Raw genomic sequence first — 22953 nt, 5'->3', positions numbered from 1 at the left:
GGCGTTCCGCGCCCTTACTGGTTCATCCCGCTCATCTGGGCGATTCCTCTACGCCTTGGACCTTCCGGACACTGCACTCGGTGATCAGCGCCTTACCCGGAAAGGCTCATTGACCTATTCGGTCGTGCCGTCCACCATTGGGTAACTCTTTTTCCGCGTTGGACGGCACCTCATCGAGCAGGACGAGGCGGCTGACCTCGGCAGCCAGGCCGGGGCCGAGGGTGGGGAACGGCTTGGTCAGCACGGCGGGGTGCATCGGCACGCCGAGCACGACCGCCCCGACCAGATGGTCGCCTTCGAGCAGCCCGAAGGACATCCGGGCAGCGGGAAGACTCCTGCTGTAGTGGTGCTCGGCGACGAACCGGCGGGCCGCAGCCTCCGGTACCGGTTCCAGCCGGTAGCGGCGCTGGTCGAAGCCGCCCTCGTGCACCGGCCGCCAGGTGTGGCTCCCGCCCCGCCACCGCTGGCAGACGGCAGGGTCGAACAGGGAAAGTTGTTCAAGCATGGTGTGTCCCCGTGGATCTGTTCGAGGGGCGTGAGCGGCGGGTCGCCGCCCTTGGCAGGTCGACCTGGGCGCCATTGGCACGTCGCTGGTCGCCGGTTCCTCCGGCCGCCGCAAGACGGTGGCGGCCGGAGGGTCGAGTCGGCTACGCCTCAGCAGCGACGGTTGCGAGGTTGGTGTCGGTGGGCGGCAGCGGTGACTCACCGCATGCCCTCAGCTCGACCGTGGACAGCTCGTACCCGTTGGCTTCGAGGTAGCGCAGGTAGCGGGTGGTGCTGTCGCTGACGGTGCGCCACGAGTTGCGGCTCGTCGCTTCCTCGTACGCGGCGAGCAGCAGTCCCAGCGCGATCATCTGGGCGCGCTCGTCGCTGGCCTTCCCGACGAGTTCGACCATCGCCGGGGCTCGCCGGCCGAGCGTAGGAGCCTGGTCCGGCAGCCCGAGCAGGTCATGGGCCAGCCGGTTGCCGCCGGTCAGCGCCGACGTCACGGCGTGGTCGGCACGGGCGAGGCTGCCGGCGATGAAGCCTGCGGCCGTCTTCGGCGCGGCCTTGCGAGCGAGGAACGTACGCAGCCAGTTCCGGCGGACCGTCTCGGCGCTGTCCCACGCCTTGTTCGACTGAATCACGTCACGGCGCTGGGCGCGGGCTTCCTCCCGTTCAGCGTCGGTCATCTCCGCGACGGTCTTGCGCCCGCTGCCGGAGTCGTGCCCCCGCCAGCGCAGCGCGTGTCCGTGGGCGGCGAAGTCGGTGCACACGTACTCAGGCACCCAGATCCGGTACGGGCGAGCAGGCACCGGCTCCTGCGCGTCCTCGTCTGCCTCGGTCGACGTGTCATCGCCCCACGGGTCCTCCTCCTCGTCGGCGTCGTCCTCGTCCGGGTGGACCCATTCGTCGTCGAGAAAGGCGGCGTGCCCGGGGCAGGATGCGTGGTTCTCTTCGGTGAGCTGCTCCTCGCCGTGCTTCAGCTCCGACAGCCGCTTGACCTTCTCGTCGTTCCATGCCGGCCGGTCAACCACGCTGATCCCGGCGGCAGCGAGGGCAGCGGCAGTCTCGGCCTTCGCCGCCTCCTCCGCGCGAGCGTCACGCAACCTCTGCACCTCGTGGTCGAACCCGCCGCGCTGGGCGGCGACCACGAGCTGCTTGACCGCCTCCGCGTCGTCCTCGAACTCCGCGACCACCGCGGCCTGGTCAATGGTGAGGAACTCCCACCGTTGCGTCGCCCCCCGAGCGAGCTTGCTGCGAGCCACCGACAGCGCCTTGTCGACCACGGGCCGGCTCGTGGACATCCGCTTGGCGATCTCCCCGGCCGGGACACCGCACAGGGCGAGCTGGTCGTACGCGGCCACACGCTCAGCGACGGTGAGGGGTTCCCGGTGATCGTTCTCGTTCACCTGGTCGGTCAGCCGGTCGGCCTCGTCCGGCTTCGGAACGACCATCACCCGTAGCCACGGGCGCTGGGCTTGCACGGCCGCCAGGGTCCGGCGTTGCCCGCGCAGCACCACCAGGCGGTCGTTGTCGTCGCGGTAGGCGATGACCGGTTCCAGAACGCCACGCTGGCGGACGTTGTCGACGTAGGTCTTGCGCAACCGGGGGTCCAGTCGCACGTTGGCGCCCACTACCAGGGTCGCGGGGTCGACGCGGAGTAGCTCCTCCTCGAACTGCTCGTCATCGAGGGCGTGAGGTGTGGTGGCCGTGGCCGTCGTGGGAGCAGAGAGCGTCACGGTGAAGGTCCTTCCAAGGGATGTACGAGCAGCGGGCACGGCTGGCCCACCGCGTCGGCGGCGGTTGTGAAAGGGGTGGTATAGCGACGAGCGGCGCTACGGGTAGCCGCAGCGGCTACGCTGGCCGGTGCGGACCGTCTGGCGGTACGTCGGGCTCGGGTTGTAGCGGCCTGGAGCCCCGGTGGCCGGCCCGCGTGTCACGAGACCGCGCGGGCCGGCGCTGTCACCTCCGGCGCAACGGAGTCTCCAGCTCGCACTGACTGATCAGTTGCGGTCCCAGCCACGTACGAATCTGGTATCGGGCCAGCCCGCCGACAGCGGGTAGCTCGATGGTCTCCACGTCGACCGGCACCAGTTCGTCGGCCAGCCGGACGTAGGCAGCGACCAGGGCGTCACGACTGCCGGGGCCACCCAGCCGTCGAGAGATCTCCGCGTGGGCGACCGCCCGCACGCCTCCGAGGATGAAGCCGGAGTCGGGGCGCAGCGTGGTCAGGATGATGTAGGTCACGGACTGCCGAGTGGGCGTGAGATTCTCGGCCGGCACGATGCCCGGATTCCCGGCGTCGCCCGGCTGCTGGCCGGTCACTGCGCACCGCCGGGCTGTTCGCCATCGGTCATGGCCTCCGCTGCCGCCTCAGCCGGCTGGGGTGAGTCGGCTGGCGGGGCGAGCAGGAACGTCTGTCCGCCGGACAGGTCCAGGACCGTGCCGGTGTCGGTGATGACGTTGTACCGGGTGCGCCGGCCGGAGAGGGCCTGCTTGTCGAGGACGGTCGCAGCGGTCGCGCCGGTCTTGACCCGGCTCGGGTGCCAGGTGCCCGGGTTGCGGGTCGATGCCTTGGTCGCGTCGTCGGTGATGAGGATTCGATCGCCCCGCGTCAAGCGGGTCGTGGTCTTCTTTCCTTGGGCAGTCACGGAGCTTCCTTCGATCAATCTGGCGGTTGTCGATGACGACGTGCGCCGGGTGGTAGCGACACCCGAGGGCCACACGTCGAAGAGTTAGGGTCGGTGCGAGTCCGGCGAGGCGATTCGCCGGCAGGAGAGCCACGGGTCCGATCGGCCGGGCGCCCGTGGCCTCTCCTCGTCGCGCCGCAAGCGACGCTGGTCGTCGCCAACCCACCTCGCTACTTGCAATGATGCCGCATTATGTTTTCAGGGCTGGTCCGCGACGGTCTCGTTGGAGGCGGTTGCGGCCTCAGCTCGCGCACGGTGCCAGTCGAGGATCGCCAGCCGGCGCAGGCCGGTCGTCGTGGCGTCCCGTTTGGTGCGATGCCAGGTGGGAACACCGCCGCCCGGCAGCGTGAGCTGCCAAACCCCCGGCTCCCCGTAGGGCATCTCGGCTCGGGTGCGCTTGACGACGGAGACCCGTGCGTCCTTGCCCGGAATCGGAGTGTCAGCGGGGGCAACGCGCTCCGGCTCGCACTTGCGAACCGGCAGACCGCCGGCGAGCAACGCGAAGCTCAGGGTCGTCCAAGGGCCGCCGTCATCCCCGCCGTACTCCACCAGGTCATCGTCGTACCACGAGATCACGCGATCACCGACGGCCGGCAACCCGGCGGCACCACCGACGACACCGGCGTCGGCAGTCTTGAATTGATCGCACAGGTCGCTACCCCTCCCACCATCGGAGGCAGGCCGAAGCTCCCCGGGCTCGACGCCGACCGATGGGTCGGACAACCGAGCGATACGCGCCGGAAGCATCTCCAACAGCCGTTCGATGTGGTTGGTCCGACCGGGCACCGACTCGACGCGTGAACGACCGGCGTTGATGAGCTGGTACCAGGAGTAGCAGAGCTCGTAGACAGCCACAGCAGCCTTCGGGTCGTGGGCGCATGCGGACCGCGCAGCAACCCAGGCCGCAGCCCTACTGCCATTGGCGGTGAAGAGGTTGGCATACAGCGCGCGGGAGGCCGCAGCCAAGCCGTCGACGTCGGGCACGACCAGTTCGGGCATCGGAAGGCACTCAGCGGCAGCCGGGTGCACGGTTTCGATGGCGGCCGCGATCATGTGTCGAGCGTCGACCAGGACAGCACGGATGGCATTGAAGCGCTCCTCGGGAGTCAAAGAGCTAGGGGGCACGTGAACCTCCAGGATGGTCTGGGTTCTATCCGGAAGGGGTTCAATTCCTTCCGCTTGTAATGATACCGCACTAGCCTCGGAAATGGCACCCCTCCGACCTGCTTGAACTGCGAAAACGGGGGGCGAGAGAACGTCGTCGACCACTGTCCTTCCGGGCCGATAACCGAACTGCTCAGGAGCGCTATCCAGAGCCAAAGCAAAGTCGGTTAGTCATCGTATGGCTGCGTTGAGTAGTGCGGGGATGAGCGTCTTGTCCGCGTGATGCCTTTCCATGATCTGCTTGATGTGGGTGTGGCCGGCCAGACGGATGAGTGCCAGGGCGAGGTTGCGTAGGGCGGCCATGGTGTGGGCGGTGTTGCCGAGGTAGGCGTGGTGGGCGTCTTCGCCGAGCAGGACGTCGCGGACCCAGTGGATCTTGTTCTCGATGCCCCAGTGTCCGCGGACATGGGCGGCGATCTGAGTTGCGGTGCAGGTCAGGCTGGTGACGCCGTGCAGGATGTGTTTGCTGACGCGTTGGCCGTCTGGGGCGTAGGTGTCGCGGCGGATCCGGAAGACCTGTGCGGCGCCGGGGAAGTCGACACCGTCGGCGGGTGCGGTCCAGATCGTGCGGACGATCCGGTGGCCGTTGCGATGCTCGGTGCTGGTTGCGGCGGCGGTGCAGGGCGTCGCGGCGGGCAGCCGGTCGGTGATCGCGGTGAGCAGGGCGGGCCGGTTGGCTTTGACGGTGAAGACGTAGCTGGCCCGGCGGCCTCTCAGGTAGGCGGCGGTGTCGTGGCTGGGGTGCGCGGCGTCGGCGGTGATGGTCATGCCGGTGATGTCGAGTCCGTCGAGCAGGGCGGCGATCTGGGTGACCTCGGTCGTGTCGGCCGGGACCTTCACCTGTGCGACGACCACGGCGGTGTCGTGGCGCATCGCGGAGAACAGTTGCACGTCCAGACCGGTGCTCGTGCCGGGGCGGGTGTTGCGGACGGTCTTGCCGTCCAGGGCGAGCCCGGTGCCGGTGGGCTGGTCGAGCAGAGTGGTGAGCCAGGTGCAGATCAGCCGGTCCATGGCCGCGGCGTCGACGGTCTCGGTCAACCGGCGCAGGGTGTCACGCCCAGGTGGGATCCGAATGCCCAGCACCAGATGCCGGCGGGCGCCCGCGGCGTCGAGCAGCGGTTGCGGGAGCTCGGCCACTCGATCGGCGGCCTGCCGAAAGTCACGTGCCCCGCATAGCAGCGCCATGGTCAGAACCGTCAGCACCGCAGCAAGAGGATGCCGGATACCCTTCGGCTTGCGCGGATCCTTGACCTGCGAGAACACCGCAGCCAGCGCGGCGACCGGCCCGAAGCCCGACTCCCCGGCCCGGTTCGCGACGACATCGGCAACCGCATGCGAGACTGACACCAGCGGCCTTTCTGATAGACGACGGTTGGCGTAGAGAACCGCCATCGTCTACTAAGGAAGGCCGCGCCTGACCGTCGGGGTCGCTCCATCACCAGGGAAAACGAAGATCAACTAACTTTGCTTTGGCTCTGGAGCGCTATCCAAGATCAAGATGGCGAACGCTCACCGCCCTATCGGTGATTCGAGTCAACGCTGCCTCGCCCCGTTCCGGCACCGGTGTGCGTGGAAGGGCGCAAGCAAGTTGTAGTACCGGTCACCGGATGTGCCGACCGAGCGCGGTCGGCACATCCGGCAACCGACAAGAGCACTGACCCAGCGGGGTCAGTGGACAAGGTAACGCGATCACGTCGCGCGCCGACAGCAACCACGCCGACACTCGGGCAAGCTTCCGCCTTCGAGGGCGCGTTGCCACACCTCGCACCGAAGCGGTTCCGACTGGTTCCGCTTCCGCAGCCGGCAGGTCCGGCACGTTCGCTTCCGGTCGCGGACTCTTGCTTCCACCTCACGGCCGAGCGGAACCGGAAGCGGAGTTCCTGCCGAGTCGCTACCCGTAGCGTCGCCGATAACCCCGCCGTCGCACGTTCGGACGCAGGAACCTGCGAAGCGGAGGCGACGACGGTGGACACCCGTACGCGAACAGCGACCGGCGACACGCCAAGCTCACGTGGCGCCGACCGCCGTCACCAGTTCCCCGGCCGGCGGCAACGGATCAACCTCCGACTCGACGAGGCTGAGCACAGCGACGTCGTGACCGCCGCGCACCGCGCCGGGCTGACCCCGACCGGCTTCTGCGCCGACGCCGCGTTGGCCGCCGCCAGGAGCACCACCGCCCCCGGCGCCCTGGTCGCCGGAACCGGCGTCACCCGAGCAGAACTCGCCGCCATGCAGCGGGAACTCTTCGCTGCTCGGACCGCCATAACGCGTACCGGCACCAACCTCAACCAGGCCACCGCAGCACTCAACGCCACTGGCGAAGCGCCGGTCTGGCTCGACCACGCCGTCAGGCGGTGCGTGCAGGCACTCGACAGACTCGACGCCCTCGTGGCCGACGTCGACCGGCGGCTGCGCTGATCCCCGCCATCCATCCCCGCGGCACGAACGTCGGCGGACTGCTCCGCTACCTGTTCGGCCCGGGGAAGGCTGAAGAACACGTCAATCCCCACCTCGTCGCCGCGTGGTCCGGCCCCAGCCAGTTACCTTCGCTGGAACCCCCAACCCACGCCTCCGGGCGCCACGACATCCGGGCCCTGGCCCGCCTGCTCGAACAGCCCGTACGGGCCGGCAGGAACCCGCCACAGAAGTTCGTCTGGCACACCTCCGTCCGCAACCACATCACCGACCGCGTCCTCAGCGACAGCCAATGGGCGCACATCGCCGCCGAGATCGTCGCCGCCGTCGGCATCGCCCCGCACGGCGACCCGGACGCTGTGCGATGGGTGGCCGTCCGCCACGCCGACGACCACATCCACATCGTGGCCACACTCGTCCGACAGGACGGCGAGACCGTCTGGGCCTGGAACGAACGCCTCAAGGCACAAACCGCCGCCCGAGACCTCGAACAACGCTACGGCCTGTACCAGGTCGGCCCAGTTGACCACACCAGCCACCGCCGGCCCACCGCCGCAGAGCAGAACAAGAGCCACCGGCAGTGCCGCCCAGAAATCCCGCGCGACAGGCTCCGCCGCGAGGTACGGGCGTCCGCTGCGGCGGCCGTTGACGAGGACGACTTCCTCAGCCGGCTTCAATCCGCCGGTGTCCTCGTGCGGCTGCGGCACAGCACGATCAACCCAGACGAGGTCACGGGCTATGCCGTCGGACTCCCCGACCACCACACCAGTTCTGGCGACACCGTCTGGTACGGCGGTGGCAGGCTTGCTCCAGACCTCACCCTCCCGCAGCTACGACAACGCTGGGGCATGGTTCCCGGCACCACCTCACGCGGCGGGATGAGGCGCCCAGAAGCTCGACACCGGACGGACACCTTCCGCCGGGCCACGGCAGCGGCGGATCGCGGGGCCCGTCTTCTCGCGGAGGCCCCAACCGGCGGCGAAGACCACATCGCGTCCCTCGCCTACGCCGCTGCTGACGTCCTCGCGTCGACGGCGCGGGCCTTCGAGGGCCGCAGAGGCGGACCCCTCACCGACACCTCGGAAACCTTCGACAGCGCAGTCCGGGAACCGCATGGTCGACGCCTGAGCCAGTGGCACCCGGTCGCGGGTCAACTTCTATCCATGTCCCGACTGATCTCGGCTGCAGGCCGACTCAGCAACGATGACGACACCGCCGCAGCACTGCAACTGGTACTGCGTGTATCGATGATCGCGAACAACCTCGCGATCATCCGCGAGGCACAAGACAGACTCCACCAGGCCAGCGCGGCGCGACTCGCCGCTGACCGACTACAGGCGATTGCTACCGCCTCACTTTCTCATGCCCCCGCCCCAGCGGTCCCCGTCTCTGCAGCGACCGTACGTTCAACAGGTGAGCGGGCATCACGGCGGAATGCTTGATCAATCGCGAGTCGAGGCACGAGAACGGAACGGCAAGGGCGAGGTCCCATTCGACCTCGCCCAGCCGCCTTGTCGTCGCCCTACTCGTCGTGGCCGAGCGGCCCCAAGATCGTCTCCTCCATGATCTCAGCAGATCGCCGCTCCGACTCCGGCAGGACATGGGTGTAGATCTCGTCCGTCATCCGCGCCCGCGCGTGCCCCAGACGCTTCTGCATCGCGTGTCGCGGCACTCCATGGTCAGCACCAACGGTCGCGGACGTGTGGCGCCCGTCATGCAGCACGATCACCGGTACGCCCGCCGCGATGCAGAGAGCCCGGAACCGGTCCGTGAAGTATTTCGGATGGTACGGCGTACCGTCCTCCTTACAGAAGACGTAGCCGAGCTCCTTGTACAGCAGACCCGCTTCGGCCATTTCCTTCCGCTGTCGGCGCTGGTGTTCCGACAACACCGTGCCCAAGGCGGAGCCGAAGAGGATGGACCTCTTGCTCCTGCCCTTCGGCGCCTTCTCGACGACGCCGCCCTCGACTTCGCCGGATGCAACAGCGCGCTGCCAGTGGACATGGAGGATCTTGCGATCCAGATCGACCTTCGCCCACTTCAACCCGGCCACCTCGCCGCGACGCATGCCGCACACGACGACGAGCACCCAAGCCGCGTAGAGGCGGTCATCGGCGATGTGCGCCAAGAATTGAGCACATTGCTTCGCCGTCCAAATCCCCTTTCGGCCATGCTCCTCACGTTCGTCGGGGCGAGGCTGCCGGACGCCATCGATGACGACGCCAAGGTCCTTGAGCGCCTTCATCAGTGTCCGGTGGACGTGCCTGACCGTCTCCGCCGACAGCCCCGTGCCCCTCCGGCCGCCCTTCCTCAACAGATGACGGTAGAAGTCGTTGATCGTTTGCCTGTCCAGGTCATACAGTCGCCGAGCACCCAGCCGCGGAATGATGTACTTCATGATCGCGTTGCGGTAGTTGCTCAGCGTTGTCACCGCAACATCCAGTTCGCGCTCTTCCAGCCACTTCACCAGTTCAGCGGCCATCGTGCCGTCTGCCGCCAACTCGCTTTGGCCGAACTGCTTGCGAGCCAGTTCCTCGGCCTTTAGGGCCTCCTTCTCCGTCTCGAACCCGCGAACGAACTTCTGCTTACGCTTGCCGTCATCTCCACGCGGCAGATCGATGACGTAGTACCAGGTGTTCCGTTTCGGGTCTTGTCGGACGCTCATCGCCGGACGCCGTTCACCGGGATTCGGGGCGCAGAAACGCGCATCCGCGCTTGCCCGGCAGGCAACGACCGGCCCTTCGCATACGATCGGCGCACAGGGTTCGTGGCCTCGCCTCTGGCGAGGCGGCTCGCTGGAACGATCGCTAGCGCCACCGGCCGGGCAGGCTGCGATCGTCGGGTCTTAGGGTGGTTCATGGGTTGGACCTCCTGCGTCCAATCAAGGTCCCGGTCAAGTGGTGGAGCACGTGGCCGGGACCGCCATCCATACCTGGGCGCGACGATCCGGAGCACGGTGATCTCACCGCGCTCATCGTGAGCGGCCAGGGTTATCGGGAGCGCTACGGCTGAGAAGGCTGCCCCACGCAGGCACCGCAGAAGAAGCGGCGTGCAGAGGCGTTCCGGAGAGGCAGACGGAAGTCTGACCTCGCTGCGGCCCCACTCATCGTTGACGAGCGTCGGACCGTCGAGGTGCCACGCCTTGGGTACGGCAGGGCGTCAGGAACTAGCCCCACACCTGAATCGCGGACCGCCATCTTTCCTCCCGTGCTCACAGCCGAGCGCCATGGGAGTCAGCGTAACGGATCATTGTGAGCACAGCTGTGAGCACAAGATCACGGGAGATCGGCATCTGCCGATAAATTCCACCCTTCCACCTGCGGTGGAAGATGGTGGAGCCGAGGGGACTCGAACCCCTGACCCCCACACTGCCAGTGTGGTGCGCTACCAGCTGCGCCACGGCCCCTTGCTGTCGCACCCGGTCGCCCGGGCACTGGAAGAACTATACACACGCCCGTCGGCATGGTCATCTCGCGGGGTGTCCGCCGACGCCGGTCAGTTCAGCGCCACGTCCGGCGGGAAGTGCGCGACCGCGGCCATCATGCCGCCCTGTCGGCGCAGCACCATCGGCCACAGGTCGTCGGGCCGGTCGACGAACGCGTCACCGGGCAACGCGTCCAGCACGAACCAGGAACCGTCCTCGATCTCCTGCTCCAGTTGGCCGGTGCCCCAGCCCGCGTACCCGGCGAAGACCCGGATGCTCTGCACGTTCTCCCGTAGCCGCTGCGGATCGACCGACAGGTCGAGCGTCCCCACCGCACCGGAGACCTGATGGAAGCCCTTGAGGCGGCGCACCGGCGCCCGCATCCGGGCCAGACAGATGGCGGAGTCGGGCTGCACGGGGCCACCCTCGAACAGCACCGCCGGGTGGCGGGCCAGGTCACCCCAGTCGCGCAGCACGTCGGCCACCGGCACCTCGGTGGCCCGGTTGAGCACCACGCCGAGCGCGCCGCCGGGCTCGTGCGCGACCAACAGCAAGACCGTACGGTCGAAATTCGGGTCCTTCAGCGCCGGTGTCGCCACCAGCAGCTTCCCCGTCATCGACTCCGTCGCCCGCCCGCCGATCGCCTGCCCCTCTCCCTGCATCACACGCACCCGTCAGTCGTGCACGGACAGGCGGAATCGGTGACACTCATCGACGGTGGGCCCAACCGGTGACATCTGCGCTGTCATCGCCATGCCTGGCACCATAGCTTGCGCCCCCGATCCAGGCGAAGGTCTGACGGTCGAGTGATCGACAGATGGTCGGCTGGACGGGGCGACGCCTCACCGCCGGCGCGACGGTGGCCGGTGCCGCCAGGAAGCTGATGCCACAGCAGCGGCGAAAAGCTCTCTGATCACGACTTGCCCCGATACATTCAGAAGCGATGGCAACGGTCCGCGACACCACCTACGACCTGCTCCGGGCCCTGGGCATGACCACCGTCTTCGGCAACCCCGGCTCCACCGAGGAACCGTTCCTGCACGCCTTTCCCGACGACTTCCACTACGTGCTCGCCCTGCACGAGGCGTCGGCGGTGGGCATGGCCGATGGGTACGCGCAGGTCACCGGGGCACCGGCGCACGTCAACCTGCACACGGCACCGGGCACCGGCAATGCCATGGGCAACATCGTCACCGCCTGGCACAACCGGACCCCGCTGATCGTCACCGCCGGCCAGCAGACCCGGGAGATGCTGCTGCTCGAACCCCGGCTCACCGCCCGTCATCCCACCGAGCTTCCCCAGCCCTACGTCAAGTGGGCCCACGAGCCGGTCCGGGCCCAGGACGTCCCGGCGGCGCTCATGCGGGCGTACGCGACCGCAGTCCAGCCGCCGACCGGGCCCGTCTTCCTCTCGCTTCCGCTGGACGACTGGGCGCAGCCCGCCGATCCGCCTCCGCAGGCCCGCACGGTGGCCACCCGGTTCGCTCCCGACCCGGAGCGGCTGCGTCAGTTCGCCGCGGCACTGGCGACGAGCCGGTCACCGGCCCTGGTGTTCGGAGCAGCAGTGGACCGGGCCGGCGCCTGGGCGGCCGGGGTCACGCTCGCGGAGCGGCTGGTCGCTCCGGTCTGGTCGGCGCCCGCGCCCGAGCGGACCTCCTTCCCCGAGAGTCATCCGCATTTCCAGGGGGTGCTGCCCTTCGCGATCGGCCCGTTGGCCGAGCGGCTCCGGGGACACGACATCGTGCTGGTCGTCGGCGCCCCGGTGTTCCGGTACTACCCGCACGTGCCCGGTGAGACGCTGCCGGACGGTGCCCGGCTGCTGCACGTCACCGACGATCCCGAGGAGGCGGCCCGGGCACCTGTCGGCGACAGCCTCCTCGGCGATGCCGGCCTCACCCTCGCCGCGCTGACCGAGCTGATGCCACCGGCGGACCGGCCGCCACCACCCGCCCGGGCAGTACCGTCGCCGGTGGAGGATTCGGTTCCGCTCAGCGCCGATGCGCTCTTCGCCGCGCTGGCCCGGCACTGGCCCGCAGACGGGGTGCTGGTGCAGGAGTCTCCGTCCAATCTGTCGGCACTGCGACGCCGGCTGAGGTTCGACACCCCCGGCTCGTACTTCACGATGGCCAGCGGCGGTCTCGGCTACGGCCTGCCGGCGGCCGTCGGCATCGCGCTGGCGCAGCGTGACACCGGTCGCCACCGGCCGGTCATCGCGGTGATCGGCGACGGCTCGTTCCACTACTCGGTCCAGGCGCTCTGGACCGCCAGCCAGTTGCGGCTGCCGCTGGTGGTCGTCGTGCCGGTCAACCAGCAGTACGCGATCCTGAAGTCGTTCGCCGAACTCAAGCAGACGCCTGGGGTTCCCGGGCTGGACCTGCCCGGCATCGACGTCACGGCGATAGCCCGCGGTTACGGGTGTGCCACCACCGTGGTCGACGATCCCGATCAGCTCGGCGAGGCGCTGGCTGTCGCGCTCCGGGCCGACGGGCCGACGGTGCTGCCGGTGCCGATCCGCACCGACGTGCCGCCGATCCTCTGAACCCGGGTGACAGACGAGACAGGCGGAGGTCGACGCCGCCCCGGCGTCGGCCGACGCGGTCAGCCGACTGTGAAGCGCAGCGGCGTCGCGCTGAACACGTCGAGGACCGGTCGGTCTGCCAACGGGTCCCGCAGCGTCACCGTGACCGGCTCCAGCCTGAGCATGTCGTCGCAGACGCCGGTGCTCCGCACCACCGTGCCGCCGACCACAACCAGATGGTCGTGTTCCTGCACCAGCGGGGTGATCCCGGTGTCGCAGCTGCCGACCCCGAGCCGGAAGGTCAGCGTCGATCCTTCGATCGATTCGATGTCCTGCGCGCTGACCAGGTCCTGCGGCGCGGGCGCGGACGGCGCGACCGGCTCGGGCAGCGCACCGACGGCGTCGGGTGCGACCGCGACCCGGGCCACCACGGCGTCGATCTCGTCGATGGTGAACAGCCACGCCGGCACCTGCGCCTCGCCCCGGCTGGTGTGCACCGGCGCCGCACCCAGTTCGACGTTGGTGACGGTGAGTGGGATGCAGGCGGCCCGCGGCTCGCTGCTCACCGGGGTGTCCGGCCCGTCCGGCGGGTTGGCCGGTGGCGGCGTACCCGGATCCTTCGGTCGCCCGGGACAGGGCGGCGGGTCACCCTGGTCGAGTTGCCGGTACGCCTCGGCCGCGGTGATCAGTGGCACCCGCAGTTCGTCGTCGGGGAATCGGATGGTGCCGTCGTCCGGCCGCCCGGGCGGCAGCGGCACCTGCTCCCGGTACCAGCCGGCGTTGAAGGCGAGCTTGGTCTCGTCGGTGAACTCGGGGTCGCCGACGAGCACCGTGGGCTCCTGAAGCGGCACGTAGCCGTCGCTCCACGCCGCGCCCGGGCGCCACGCCTGCGCGACCGCCGTGGCGCGCTGCTCGAACGCCTCGGGATGTCGGTAGGTAAACCCGGGCCGGTCGGCTCGGTGCCCGCCCGGGCACAACCGGCCATCATCAGCAGTGGCAGACCCAACAGGGCGAGGACGCGGCGCATACCGACTTTGACGGCGGTGCCCTCCGGCTGGTTCCCGTACCCCGCGATGCCGGTCGTCGCCTTGCCCCGGCCGCCGCGTCACCCGGCGGCTGCGTCGCAGGGTACCACTGGCGACGGCCGACCGGGGCGGAGCAAAAGACTGCGCGCCTCGGTCGGGTGACCGGGGCGCGCAGTCAGGTGGTGGAGGTGCCGGGAATCGAACCCGGGTCCTTCGCCGCCTTGTCAGGGCTTCTCCGAGCGCAGCTCGCTGTGCCTCTACTCGGCCCCTCCGATCACGCGAGCGAGTCGGTGTGACGGGCCCAGTCGCTGATTGATCTCGCCGCACGGACCCCGCGACCGGGTCCGGTTGGCCAGCCTTCTAGCTGATGCCGGCTAACTGGGTCGAAGGCGCTCCCAGGCCGACAGACTTGCTACTCGCCTCAGGCGGCGAGAGCGAAGTCAGCGCGATTGTTCTTGGCGCTTATTGGTTTCCGACGAACGATTCTCGAGACGACGTCGGCTTCCTCGGCTCGCTTCCCCTGCCGCAACGTACGAAGTCGAAACCAGTCACCCCCTCGGCAGGCCACCGATCTCCGGCGGCTCTGACAAGAGTAACGCCTGCCGCAATCGGATTCATCCCGAGCCCGGACCGGCGCACCGGATACGACCAAAACGGATAAATCAGTCGTTCATTCCCTTACCTCGCCGGCCCACCACCCGTTGAATCTCCCGGTCGGCGTCCCGCTTGGCGAGGTCCTGGCGCTTGTCGTAAGCCTTCTTGCCCTTGGCGAGGCCGATCTCCACCTTGGCCCAGCCGTCGGAGAAGTAGACCTGGAGCGGCACCAGGGTCAGCCCGCTCTCCCGCAGCTTGCCGATCAACCGGTCGATCTCCAGCCGCTTCAACAGCAGTTTGCGGGTGCGCCGGGGCTCGTGGTTGGTCCAGGTGCCCTGCGTGTACTCGGGGATGTGCATGCTGTGCAGGTAGAGTTCGCCGTCCCGCTCCTGAGCGAACGCGTCGACCAGCGAAGCCCGCCCGGCCCGCAGCGACTTCACCTCGGTGCCGGTGAGCGCCATGCCCGCCTCGTACGTGTCGAGGATGGCGTAGTCGTGACGCGCCTTCTTGTTGGAGGCGACGACCTTGCGCCCCTTCTCCCGTGGCATCGCCGCGCCACCTCCTTTCCAGGCCGCCCGTGGCCGACCTGGCCGGCCGCCGAGCGGAGATCATGCTACCCGAACGACAAGGACCCTTCCGCGCCGTTTATTCCGGCGTGGAAGGGCCCTTGGTCGACGAACTAGACCCGCAGGTAGAACCGGAGCGTGACCCAGGCGGTGACCGCGCTGATCAGACCGCCGACGCCGGCCATCACCGGGAAGGTGAGGAACACCTCGCCCCAGCTCACCGGCGCGAAGAGACCCTGTAGGGCGCTGAGCGCACCGTCGAAGAGGAATACCTTGAGCGCGATCAGGGCACCGAGGCCCAGGATCGAGCCGACCAAGCCGGCGACCACCGCCTCCAGCACGAACGGCGCCTGGATGAACCAGTTCGACGCGCCGACCAGCTTCATGACCGCGACCTCACGCCGCTTGCTGTACGCGGCGACCTGGATGGTGTTGGCGACCAGCAGCAGCGCGGCGACGGCCATCGCGATCGCGGCGACCAGGGCGATGTTCTGCCCGGCGGTGAAGAGGTTGAAGATCTTGTCGAGCACCTGACTCTGGTCGACGACCTGGTCGACCCCCTCGACCGCGGTGTACTGGTCGGCGATGGTCTTGTACTCCTCCGGGTTCACCAACTTGAGCCGGTACGACTCCGGAAGCTGATCCGCCTTGACCGCGCTGAGCAGGTCCGGCGAATCGCGGAACATCTCCTGGAAGCGCTGGAAGGCCTCGTCCTTGTTGACGTACGTGGCCTGCGAGATCAGCGGGTCGGACTCCAACTGGGCAGCGATCGAGCTGCGCTGTTCGTCCGTCACCTCGGCGTTCAGGAAGATCGAGACCTCGATGTTCTCGAAGTACAGCTGCTTCATGTCCGCGACCTTGGTGTAGATCAGGCCGCTGGCACCGAGCATGGTCAGCGAGACCGCCATCGTGATGATCATCGCGATGGTCATGGTCACGTTGCGCCACAGTCCGACCAGTACCTCGGACATGACGTATTTCATCCGCATCGGGATTTCCTCCGGCTCTCCGGCGTCAGGTGTTCGTCGTCAGATCGGGGTGCAGGTGGGTAGGGCCGTCACCCGTAGACGCCGCGGGCCTGGTCGCGAACGATGCGGCCACTCTCGATCTCGATGACCCGGCGGCGCATCTGGTTCACGATGTTGGAGTCGTGCGTGACCATCACGACTGTGGTGCCGGTGCGGTTGATCCTATCCAGCAGACGCATGATCTCGATCGAGGTGTCCGGGTCCAGGTTTCCGGTCGGCTCGTCCGCCAGCAGGATCAGTGGACGGTTCACGAACGCCCGGGCCACCGCCACACGCTGCTGCTCACCGCCGGAGAGCTCGTGCGGGTAGCGGTGCTCCTTGCCGCCGAGGCCGACCAGTTCCAGCACCTCCGGCACGACCCGGCGGGCCACCGCCTTGGTCTTGCCGATCACCTCCAGCGCGAAGGCCACGTTCTCGTACGCGGTGCGGTTGGGCAGCAGCCGGAAGTCCTGGAAGACACAGCCGATCGAGCGGCGGAAGTGCGGGCGCTTCCAGGACCGCATCGACGTGACGTCCTTGCCGTTGACGACGACGCGTCCCTTGTTCGGGACCACCTCGTGCAGCAGCATCTTGACGATGGTCGACTTGCCGGAGCCGGATGGGCCGATGAAGAAGACGAACTCGCCCTTGTCGATCGACACGGACACGTTGTCGAGCGAAGGCCGCGACGCCTTCGGGTACGTCTTCGTCACTTGCTCAAGCTGAATCACGGGTGGTGAGTCTACGCCGTGTAACTGTCGTGCCAAGTCCCACGCCCCGTCGTTGCGGGGCAAGTCGTCAAATCAGCACGTCAGGTGGAGATCGACGGCGCGCTCCGCCCACGATCGATCACGCACGGTCGCCAGCCAGTTGCTGCTGCTTGCGCCACCGGATGCCCGCCTCGATGAAGGAGTCCAGGTCACCGTCGAAGACGGAACCCGGGTTGCCGGTCTCCTGCTCGGTCCGCAGATCCTTCACCATCTGATAAGGGTGCAGCACGTACGAACGCATCTGGTCGCCCCAGGACCCGGCGGCGTCGGTCTTGAGTCCCTGGAGCTTGGCCTGCTCCTCCTGGCGCTTGCGCTCCAACAGCCGGGCCTGGAGCACCCGCAGCGCGGAGGCCTTGTTCTGCAACTGCGACTTCTCGTTCTGGCAGGTCACCACGATGCCGGTCGGAATGTGGGTGATCCGTACCGCCGAGTCGGTGGTGTTGACGCTCTGCCCACCCGGACCCGAGGAGCGGTAGACATCGATCCGCATCTCGTTCTCGGGAATGTCGATGTGGTCGGTCTGCTCCACCACCGGCAGCACCTCGACCCCCGCGAAGCTGGTCTGCCGCCGCCCCTGGTTGTCGAACGGGCTGATCCGCACCAGCCGGTGGGTGCCGGATTCGACGCTGAGCGTGCCGTACGCGTACGGGACCTTTACCGTGAAGGTGGCCGACTTCAGACCGGCCTCCTCGGCGTACGAGGTTTCGTAGACCTCGGTCGGGTAGCCGTGCCGCTCGGCCCAGCGCAGGTACATCCGCAGCAGCATCTCGGCGAAGTCGGCCGCGTCCACGCCGCCGGCGCCGGCCCGGATGGCGATCAGTGCCTCCCGGGAGTCGTACTCGCCGGACAGGAGCGTGCGGACCTCCATCTCCTGGATGGCCTTGGTCAGCCCGGCGATCTCGGTCTCGACCTCGGTGAGCACCCCCGAGTCGGACTCCGCCTCGGCCAGTTCCAGCAGCACGTGCGCGTCGTCCAGCCGAGAGCGCAGACTACCGAGCTTGTCGATCTCGCCGTTGACGTACGAAAGCTGCGAGGTCACCTGCTGGGCGCGGGCCTGGTCGTCCCAGAGGTCCGGGGCGGACGCCTCCTGCTCCAGGCGGGCCTTGTCCGCGCGGAGACGGTCGAGGTCGAGCACCGCCTCGATGTTGCGCAGGGTGGCGTCGAGTTCCTTGAGCTGTTCGGCGAAGTCGGCAGCGGTCACGACAAACAAGGGTACTGCTCGGACGAGGAGTGAGCTTGCGAGCCCCGCAGTCCGAGCCAAACAAACCCAGCTCGGGCCGGCGTGCGGTCAGCCGGTGGCGGCGCTCTTGAGCCAGGACAGGGCGGCACGGTGGTACGCCACGGCGAACTCAAGCGCGCTCGCGTCGTACGTGTCGCCTTCCTTCTTGGCGTTCCTGACCTGCTCGCGGACCCGGGCCAGCGCGTCGGTGTGGTACTCGTTGGCTGCGGTCTGGAGGTTCCTCAGCTGGTTCGGGGAGTGCAGGTTCCCGAAGGCGATGCGCAGGGCGATCGGGTTGCGGATGGTGTCCCGCCCCGGATCCTCAGCCAGCCAGCGGGAGAATGTCCGTTTCCCGGCTGCCGTGATCGCGTACGGCTGACTCATCCGCGGCCCGGGCTTACCCAACCGGACGAAACCTCGCTCGGCCAGCACCGGCAGCTCGCGGTAGACCTGGCTTCGGGTCATCGACCAGTACGGCGCCAGTCGGCGCTCGGCGGCGGCCATCAACTGGCCACCTGTCATGGGACCCTCGTGGAGCAGCCCGAGCAGGGCCGCCGCCGTGGGGTTCACTCCGGATTCCGCCATGCCCCTTACGCTGCCACTTTGCCGGGCCGGCGTCCAGGATTTCCCCTTTTCGCCACCGATCGGGGCTTCCTATGTGCACTGTCGGCGCGCGACGGTCCACCGGAGCCACCCACCTGCGGGATCCCCGGCCGGATCCCCTCCTTCCCACAGGCGTGGCGTGCGATGGGACCCCTCCTGTACACGAGGCGTCGGGAGGGGCCCCTTCGTTACAACTTCAGCCCATGTGGGGGTAGGTGTGGTCGGTCGGTGGCACGAAGGTCTCCTTGATCGTCCGGGGGGACATCCAGCGGACCAGGTTGTGCCAGGAGCCGGCCTTGTCGTTGGTGCCGCTGGCCCGGGCACCGCCGAACGGCTGCTGACCGACCACGGCGCCGGTCGGCTTGTCGTTGATGTAGAAGTTCCCGGCCGCGTACCGCATCTTCTCGGCCACCGCGTCGACCACCCGCCGGTCGGTGGCGAAGATCGACCCGGTGAGGGCGTACGGAGCGATGGCCTCGGCCTGCGTGACCACCTCGTCGAAGCGGGCGTCGTCGAAGACGTGCACGCCGAGGATCGGGCCGAAGTACTCGGTCGTGAACGTCTCGTGTGCCGGGTCACCACACTCGAAGATCGTCGGGCGGACGAACCAGCCGACCGAGTCGTCGGCGGTGCCACCGGCGATCATCCGGCAACTGTCGTCGGAGGAGATCAGCTCCAGTGCGGCGGTGTGCCGGGAGTACGCCTTGGCGTCGATGACCGCGCCACCGAAGTTGCGGAAGTCGGTGACGTCGCCGTAGGCCAGCCCGTCAGCGGTCGCGGCCAGTCGGTCACGCAGGCCACCCTCCCAGAGCGAGCGCGGGACGTACGCGCGGGAGGCCGCCGAGCACTTCTGCCCCTGGTACTCGAAGGCGCCCCGGATCAGCGCCGTGTGCAGCGCGTCGACGTCGGCGCTGGAGTGCGCGACCACGAAGTCCTTGCCGCCGGTCTCGCCGACCAGCCTGGGGTAGCCCCGGTAGCTCGCGATGTTCTCCCCGACCGTGCGCCAGAGGTGCTGAAAGACCTTGGTGGACCCGGTGAAGTGGATGCCGGCCAGGTCGGGGTCGGCCAGCACCACGTCGGAGACCTCCCCGCCCCGGCCGGTCACCATGTTGATCACGCCGGGCGGCAGCCCGGCCGCCTCGAACAGGCGCATGGTGAAGTGGGCGGCGAACTGCTGCGTCGGACCCGGCTTCCAGACCACCGTGTTGCCGAGCAGGGCCGGCGCCGAGGGCAGGTTGCCGGCGATGGCGGTGAAGTTGAACGGGGTGACCGCGTAGACGAAGCCTTCCAGCGGCCGGTGGTCGAAGCGGTTCCACACGCCGGGCGACGACATCGGCTGCTCGGCCAGCAGCTTGCGGGCGAAGTGCACGTTGAACCGCAGGAAGTCGATGAACTCGCAGGCCGAGTCGATCTCGGCCTGCACGGCGGTCTTCGACTGGCCGAGCATAGTGGCCGCGTTCAGAGTGTCCCGCCACGGCCCGGAGAGCAGTTCGGCGGCGCGCAGGAAGATCGCGGCGCGCTCCTCGAAGGGCAGCGTGCGCCAGCCCGGCGCGGCGTCCCTGGCGGCCTTGACGGCCGCCCGCGCGTCGTCGTGGGTGGCGTGCCCGGTGACGCCGAGGACGTGCGCGTGCCGGTGTGGCTGCACCACCTGGATCGGCTCGCCACCGGCCATCCGCTGTTCGCCTGCGATGGTCATCGGCAGGTCGATGCGCTCGGCGGCCAGCTCGGTGAGCCTCCGCTGAAGACGTTCGCGGTCGGTGCTGCCCGGCTCATAGCTGCGCACCGGCTCGTTACGTGGCTCGGGTACGGAGAACACGGCGTCCATCAGGGCTCCTGGCGATCTCGACGGCGGTGACGAAACCGGCCCCGCGATGGCGGGACCTGCGCCAATCCTCCCACGCCCAGCATCGGACGAGCACACCCCGGCCGGTCGCCCACCATTGATCACTAGGTTGTTCGCCGTCACCGGTACGGATTCGTACCCGGATCAGACATCTGACCGAAGAAAAGCAGGCTCCGCAGGCTACGGGCTCACCCCCGTTCTGGCCGCGTACGCTGGGTTGCCGGTGACGTTCCGGCCCGGTCGGGCCCGGCGGCGAGAGGGAGACCATGAGCAACGAGCCCCGTGGGCCGGCCGCCGCGCAGCCCGACCAGTCCAACGCCGTCGGTCCGGACACGGGCGACCGGACCGGGGCCACCGACCCGGACGCCGGTGACCACTCGGATGTCGCCGACCCACGTGCCGGTGACCCCCTCGATGCCGGTCGCCCGGCACCCGCACCGGCGACGACGGCGCTGGCGTTGCTGGCGGCCGGTTGGCTGGCGGCGATGCTCTGGTCGACCCGGGAGGCGATCAGTTCGGCGACGGCCGGTGTCACCGCGGTGAGTCTCTCCGCCTTCGCTCTGCCCGGCGTGATCTCGGCCGCGCTGGTGGCCGGCGCCGCCGTCGGGTTGGCGGTCGGGGAGCCGGTTGCCCGCCGGACCGACCGGGTCACCCTGCGCTTCGCGGTGGCGATCGGCGCGGGCCTGCTCGTCGGGCTGCTCGCCGCGCTGGCGATCGACCTCACCTACACCGGTGACGTCACCACCCGCACGATCGCCGGCACCACTGCCGCTGCGGCCGTCATCGGCGGCGCGCTCGCCGGGGCCCGCAACGGTCCCGTGGTGGGTGCCGTGGCCGCCGCCGCGCTGGGCACCCTCATCTTCGTGGTGGCCTTCAGCGCGGCCCGGGATCCGCTGTTCGACCTCTTCGGCGCCGGCGACAGCCAGCAGTCGCTGGTCAACGCGGCCAGTTGGGTCTCTCGGACCGAGTCCCTGCTGGCCGGGCTCATCGCCGGCGGATTGGCCTTCGGCTACCTCACCTGGGCACGGCGCCGAGTGGTACGCGACGGCGGCGCGGCGGGACCGCGCTGGCCGGCGTACCTGGTGGCGGGCGCGGGACCGGGGCTTCTGCTCCTGCTCACCGAAGTGATCATCCGGATCGGTGGACGTTCGTTGATCGACCTGGCCGCCGCGCTCAGCGAGGCGGACGCGGTCGCGCAGACCTCCCTCGGCACCTCACGGGTGGACAACGCCATCTGGGTGTTGTTCGTCGGCGCGCTGACCGCCGTGGTCAGCTTCGGCCGTACGCTCGGCTCGCCGACCGACGACGAGGCGTAGTCGGCGGTCGGCTCACCCGGACGGCGGTCAGTTTCCCGTGGCGGTGGCACGTAGCAGCGACTCCAGTTCGCTGGGGTCGTACCACTCCAGCTCATGGTCCTCGGCGCCGTCGACGGTGAACTGGGCGTCGGGGTCTCCGGCCAATGCTTCCAGCACCACCTGGACGGCGGCGGCGACGTCGGTGGCGGCGTCCACCCCGTCCACGTGCACGGCCGCGACGGCTGCGACCGGCACCGGCGCCCGCAGCTCGACCACGCTGGAGCCGAGTTCCCCGTCGCCCTGGCCGATCGCCGTCGCGGGCAGGTCCGCCGAGACGACCACGCGTCGACGGGGTGCGGCCGGATCGTGCCGGATCAGTTGCAGGGCGTCCTGGGCGGCGCGGATGAAGGCGACGTACTCCAACTCCTCCTCGTCGCCTTCCGCATACCACTCGCGTAGCGTCGGGGTCACCGCGTGCGCCTGCGCCGCGGCGAGCCCCTGCTCCGGCAGCCTGGCCAGCATCGGCACGGTCGCCGGTACGTAGACCCGGACAAGCTCGTCGGTCACCGTGGTCTCCCCCGCTCTGCTCCGCCCGGCGACGACCCGCCGGACCCGGCGTACGGCCCTGCCCGTCCGCCCTGACCGTCATACACCCCGTATCGCCCTGGTGGAAGTTCCGGCGACGGCCGGTGTGTCCCGCCAGTCGACGAGCGGATTGGTCGGGAGACGATGGCCGGTGGCAAACTGAGGCGAACGACGTCAACCCGGGGAGTTTCGGTGGAACCGAGGTTCCTGCTCCTGTCCGACGTGGCCGCCGAGCTGAACGTGTCGGATTCGCAGGTCTACCACATGGTACGCAGCGGAGAGCTGCCCGCGATCAAGATCGGCGGCCGGGGGCAGTGGCGGGTGGAGCGAGCCCGCCTGGAGGAGTACATCGAGCGCAAGTACGCCGAAACCGCCGAGTGGGTACGCGGGAACCCGTTGGCGGAGCGCGACTCCGACGAGCGGTAGCACCCCGGCATGGCATTGACCGCCGGCTCTACCATGCCCGACAATCGAAGCTGTCGAAGGCAAACGAAGGCAAACGCAAGCTTTGATGACAGGGGGCAGCGCGATGACCGACCTCCGGCGGCCCGGGCCGGCACGCCCACCCGTGCGGCTGCGGCCAGCGCCCGCCTTCGAGCCGCCCACCGTCGACGAGGACACCACCGGTTGGCCCGGACCGGCCGATGGCCAACTCGCACTCGACCTCTTCGCCGCCGCCCGGCAGCGGCCCGGTGGCCGTGGCCCGGACCGGCCGTCACTGCCGTGGACGGCCGCGCGCTCCGGCAGCCGGC

General features: G+C 68.9%; 20 protein-coding genes, 1 tRNA gene, 1 other RNA gene and 2 pseudogenes. 6 read left to right on the top strand and 18 right to left on the bottom strand.

Features of this window, described 5'->3' with window-relative positions:
* Window positions 1–106: 106 nt before the first annotated feature.
* The 6 genes from AC2CHE_RS22910 to AC2CHE_RS22885 all read right to left on the bottom strand — a co-directional run bounded on the left by AC2CHE_RS22910 (window position 107) and on the right by AC2CHE_RS22885 (window position 5684).
* The gene (locus tag AC2CHE_RS22910; protein WP_484506916.1) at window positions 107–505 is read right to left on the bottom strand and encodes a Mom family adenine methylcarbamoylation protein; all 399 of its coding nucleotides are present in this window, start codon (window positions 503–505) and stop codon (window positions 107–109) included.
* 142 nt (window positions 506–647) lie between these two features.
* A complete protein-coding gene (locus tag AC2CHE_RS22905) occupies window positions 648–2222 on the bottom strand; it encodes a ParB/RepB/Spo0J family partition protein (protein ID WP_484506915.1) in 1575 nt (524 codons plus the stop codon).
* 223 nt (window positions 2223–2445) lie between these two features.
* Complete coding sequence (locus AC2CHE_RS22900; RefSeq protein WP_484506914.1) at window positions 2446–2808, bottom strand: hypothetical protein; 363 nt, start codon at window positions 2806–2808, stop codon at window positions 2446–2448.
* Window positions 2805–3134, bottom strand: a complete 330-nt coding sequence (locus AC2CHE_RS22895) for a hypothetical protein (RefSeq protein ID WP_484506913.1) — start codon at window positions 3132–3134, stop codon at window positions 2805–2807. The genes AC2CHE_RS22900 and AC2CHE_RS22895 overlap by 4 nt, the downstream gene beginning before the upstream one ends.
* Window positions 3135–3371: 237 nt before the next feature.
* The gene (locus AC2CHE_RS22890) at window positions 3372–4226 is read right to left on the bottom strand and encodes a hypothetical protein (RefSeq protein WP_484506912.1); all 855 of its coding nucleotides are present in this window, start codon (window positions 4224–4226) and stop codon (window positions 3372–3374) included.
* Between the two features lie 282 nt (window positions 4227–4508).
* Window positions 4509–5684: an ISAs1 family transposase gene (locus AC2CHE_RS22885; RefSeq protein ID WP_484506911.1), complete on the bottom strand. Its 1176-nt coding sequence runs from the start codon at window positions 5682–5684 to the stop codon at window positions 4509–4511.
* A 618-nt stretch (window positions 5685–6302) separates the two neighbouring features.
* Between AC2CHE_RS22885 and AC2CHE_RS22880 the strand changes: the two genes are divergently transcribed.
* Together AC2CHE_RS22880 and AC2CHE_RS22875 are read left to right on the top strand one after the other, a co-directional pair.
* The gene (locus tag AC2CHE_RS22880) at window positions 6303–6755 is read left to right on the top strand and encodes a hypothetical protein (protein WP_484506910.1); all 453 of its coding nucleotides are present in this window, start codon (window positions 6303–6305) and stop codon (window positions 6753–6755) included.
* A complete protein-coding gene (locus AC2CHE_RS22875) occupies window positions 6692–8194 on the top strand; it encodes a relaxase/mobilization nuclease domain-containing protein (RefSeq protein ID WP_484506909.1) in 1503 nt (500 codons plus the stop codon). The genes AC2CHE_RS22880 and AC2CHE_RS22875 overlap by 64 nt, the downstream gene beginning before the upstream one ends.
* Before the next feature lie 80 nt (window positions 8195–8274).
* Here the strand turns inward: AC2CHE_RS22875 and AC2CHE_RS22870 are convergent, their stop codons facing one another.
* The 3 genes from AC2CHE_RS22870 to AC2CHE_RS22860 form a co-directional block, all read right to left on the bottom strand.
* The gene (locus AC2CHE_RS22870; RefSeq protein ID WP_484506908.1) at window positions 8275–9417 is read right to left on the bottom strand and encodes a site-specific integrase; all 1143 of its coding nucleotides are present in this window, start codon (window positions 9415–9417) and stop codon (window positions 8275–8277) included.
* 665 nt (window positions 9418–10082) lie between these two features.
* Window positions 10083–10158: transfer RNA gene (locus AC2CHE_RS22865), tRNA-Ala, on the bottom strand.
* A gap of 89 nt (window positions 10159–10247) precedes the next feature.
* Window positions 10248–10838, bottom strand: coding sequence for a YqgE/AlgH family protein (locus AC2CHE_RS22860; RefSeq protein ID WP_484506917.1), 591 nt, complete (start codon window positions 10836–10838; stop codon window positions 10248–10250).
* 281 nt (window positions 10839–11119) lie between these two features.
* On the opposite strand from AC2CHE_RS22860, the gene mdlC reads away from it, so the two are divergent.
* Complete coding sequence (gene mdlC / locus AC2CHE_RS22855) at window positions 11120–12715, top strand: benzoylformate decarboxylase (protein WP_484506907.1); 1596 nt, start codon at window positions 11120–11122, stop codon at window positions 12713–12715.
* A gap of 59 nt (window positions 12716–12774) precedes the next feature.
* On the opposite strand, the pseudogene AC2CHE_RS22850 reads toward mdlC, so the two are convergent.
* From AC2CHE_RS22850 to pruA, 8 genes and pseudogenes are all read right to left on the bottom strand, one after another.
* Window positions 12775–13721: pseudogene (locus AC2CHE_RS22850) on the bottom strand (hypothetical protein).
* A 178-nt stretch (window positions 13722–13899) separates the two neighbouring features.
* Window positions 13900–14275: a transfer-messenger RNA gene (gene ssrA / locus AC2CHE_RS22845) on the bottom strand.
* Window positions 14276–14381: 106 nt separating this feature from the next.
* Window positions 14382–14861, bottom strand: coding sequence for an SsrA-binding protein SmpB (gene smpB, locus AC2CHE_RS22840; protein WP_484506906.1), 480 nt, complete (start codon window positions 14859–14861; stop codon window positions 14382–14384).
* A 131-nt stretch (window positions 14862–14992) separates the two neighbouring features.
* Entirely contained in the window at window positions 14993–15868 is an 876-nt protein-coding gene (ftsX, locus tag AC2CHE_RS22835; RefSeq protein WP_484506905.1) for a permease-like cell division protein FtsX, read from the bottom strand.
* Window positions 15869–15936: 68 nt separating this feature from the next.
* Window positions 15937–16617, bottom strand: coding sequence for a cell division ATP-binding protein FtsE (gene ftsE, locus AC2CHE_RS22830; RefSeq protein WP_093406596.1), 681 nt, complete (start codon window positions 16615–16617; stop codon window positions 15937–15939).
* A 118-nt stretch (window positions 16618–16735) separates the two neighbouring features.
* Window positions 16736–17857, bottom strand: coding sequence for a peptide chain release factor 2 (gene prfB / locus AC2CHE_RS22825; protein WP_484506904.1), 1122 nt, complete (start codon window positions 17855–17857; stop codon window positions 16736–16738).
* An 87-nt stretch (window positions 17858–17944) separates the two neighbouring features.
* A complete protein-coding gene (locus AC2CHE_RS22820; RefSeq protein ID WP_484506903.1) occupies window positions 17945–18460 on the bottom strand; it encodes a helix-turn-helix transcriptional regulator in 516 nt (171 codons plus the stop codon).
* 214 nt (window positions 18461–18674) lie between these two features.
* Window positions 18675–20303 carry an L-glutamate gamma-semialdehyde dehydrogenase gene (gene pruA, locus AC2CHE_RS22815; protein WP_484506902.1) on the bottom strand — a complete coding sequence of 543 codons (1629 nt, stop codon included), beginning with the start codon at window positions 20301–20303 and terminating at the stop codon, window positions 18675–18677.
* Between the two features lie 284 nt (window positions 20304–20587).
* Here pruA and AC2CHE_RS22810 point away from each other — a divergent pair, with 284 nt between their 5' ends.
* Window positions 20588–21637: a hypothetical protein gene (locus AC2CHE_RS22810; protein ID WP_484506901.1), complete on the top strand. Its 1050-nt coding sequence runs from the start codon at window positions 20588–20590 to the stop codon at window positions 21635–21637.
* Between the two features lie 27 nt (window positions 21638–21664).
* Here the strand turns inward: AC2CHE_RS22810 and AC2CHE_RS22805 are convergent, their stop codons facing one another.
* The gene (locus AC2CHE_RS22805) at window positions 21665–22183 is read right to left on the bottom strand and encodes a DUF6912 family protein (protein ID WP_484506900.1); all 519 of its coding nucleotides are present in this window, start codon (window positions 22181–22183) and stop codon (window positions 21665–21667) included.
* Between the two features lie 210 nt (window positions 22184–22393).
* Here AC2CHE_RS22805 and AC2CHE_RS22800 point away from each other — a divergent pair, with 210 nt between their 5' ends.
* A complete protein-coding gene (locus tag AC2CHE_RS22800; protein ID WP_484506899.1) occupies window positions 22394–22627 on the top strand; it encodes a helix-turn-helix domain-containing protein in 234 nt (77 codons plus the stop codon).
* Between the two features lie 103 nt (window positions 22628–22730).
* Window positions 22731–22953 (top strand): annotated as a pseudogene (locus AC2CHE_RS22795) (Rv3235 family protein); the annotation flags it as partial.

The sequence above is a fragment of the Micromonospora sp. ATLC16 genome (assembly GCF_057196645.1).
The sequence above is the reverse complement of the archived record's forward strand: the minus strand, read 5'-3'. Positions and strand labels throughout refer to the sequence as shown.